This is a genomic window from Candidatus Cloacimonadota bacterium (assembly GCA_011372345.1).
Taxonomy (GTDB): Bacteria; Cloacimonadota; Cloacimonadia; order Cloacimonadales; family TCS61; genus DRTC01.
This window is the reverse complement of record DRTC01000604.1, coordinates 1-1,506: the sequence shown is the minus strand read 5'-3', so window position 1 is coordinate 1,506 and position 1,506 is coordinate 1. Positions and strand designations below refer to the sequence as shown.

Below are 1,506 nucleotides of genomic sequence, written 5' to 3'. Positions count from 1 at the left end.
TATCTGGAATCTGCTGGCGGAGATATAACCAGACTGAAACTCGCAGTTCTTTTCCAGATGACTTATGTCGGAACTCCGCATATCTGGTATGGAGACGAAATCGGAATGATGGGAGCACACGACCCGGATTGCCGTCGTCCGTTCAACTGGAAATATACTGATGATAAAGAAAAAGTCGCTCTGCATAATTATTACAAAAAACTGATCCGGATCAGGAAAGAAAATCCTGTGCTTTATTATGGAACTTTCAAAACACTTTTAACCAAAGGAATGATCTACGCATTTGAACGCAGTTATGAAGGAAAAAATATTGTTGTTGTTATTAATAACGAAGACACCAAACAAACTATCGAACTGGAAACTGATCTGGGAATGCGCAGTGTAACGGATCTTCTAACTGGAAAGCAATATCCTCTCACAAATGGAAAAATTCTGGAAATAGAATTAGACGCAGGAACGGGAGCGATACTGAAATAATTTCATATTTAAGATTGAAGATTGAAATTTTCCGGACTTTATTTCTTATAAACATTAATGAAGTCCGGTATTTTATAAATCATGTTTAATAACTTTTTCTTGACTCTAAATTTTCATTTTACGACTTGTCTTAGCATTCTAAAAGTTAGGAAATTGAGTTTAATTTCAGCAAGGAGGAGTCGATAATTCAGGTTAAACTAAAGAGTGAAATTGAATCAAAATTCAAAAGATTACTTAAAAACTATGATGAAAATTATAATGTTATGTTTAGCGATATAATTAAATATTATATTGATGAATTGAAAAAAGGAATGAAGAATATTGAATCAGATCTCATTTCTTATGAAAGCAAGCATTCTCTCAAAACCAAAGAATTTTATAAAAAGTTTCAAAATGGTGAACTCGGTGATGAAAATAACGATTTTATCCAATGGGCTGGAGAATATGAAATTTGGCTCGACCATAACAAAGATTTGATAGAATTAACATGATAGATGAATATTTTCAGGAAATTGAAGATCACATCAATTATTCGTTAACTGTTATTAGAAGTGTTTTAGGAGTTTTGATATTCTAAAAAACAAGGAAAAATTAATTTTTGAAGGAGAAAAGATTATGTATAAAATAGCAACTGCAACTTATAATAATAATGCTTTGAAAATCGATGAAAAATTAGACTTTTGCGAAGGAAAGAGATTAAAAGTTATCATTATAGATGAAGAAAAGAAAAAGAAAGATAATTTTTTGGAATTTGTTAAGAGAAGCAGAATAAATATTCCTAAAGATTATAAATTTAACCGGGATGAATTACATGAAAGATAGAGTTTTTATAGATTCAAACTTATGGATTTATCTTTATGATGAAAAAGAAGAAATAAAACGGAGAAAAATTGAAAAACTGATAAGTAGTGCTTGAACGAAAACCACCGGAATTACTGAAAACTTGAATTAAGTTTGCTTTAGCTGGCTTGATTTAAGTTTTCTAATCCGCTGATGCCAGTCAACTTAACTCAAGACTTCGTCTTAAGT

Annotated in this window: 3 protein-coding genes; all 3 read left to right on the top strand. The window is 30.8% G+C overall.

All coding sequences use genetic code 11. The features are described from left to right. A partial coding sequence (locus ENL20_11570) for a hypothetical protein (GenBank protein ID HHE39192.1) occupies window positions 1–477 on the top strand: 477 nt, incomplete at its 5' end. A gap of 263 nt (window positions 478–740) precedes the next feature. Continuing rightward, window positions 741–968, top strand: coding sequence for a hypothetical protein (locus tag ENL20_11565; protein ID HHE39191.1), 228 nt, complete (start codon window positions 741–743; stop codon window positions 966–968). Window positions 969–1,092: 124 nt separating this feature from the next. Continuing rightward, window positions 1,093–1,299, top strand: coding sequence for a DUF104 domain-containing protein (locus tag ENL20_11560; GenBank protein HHE39190.1), 207 nt, complete (start codon window positions 1,093–1,095; stop codon window positions 1,297–1,299). The last annotated feature ends 207 nt before the right edge of the window (window positions 1,300–1,506 follow it).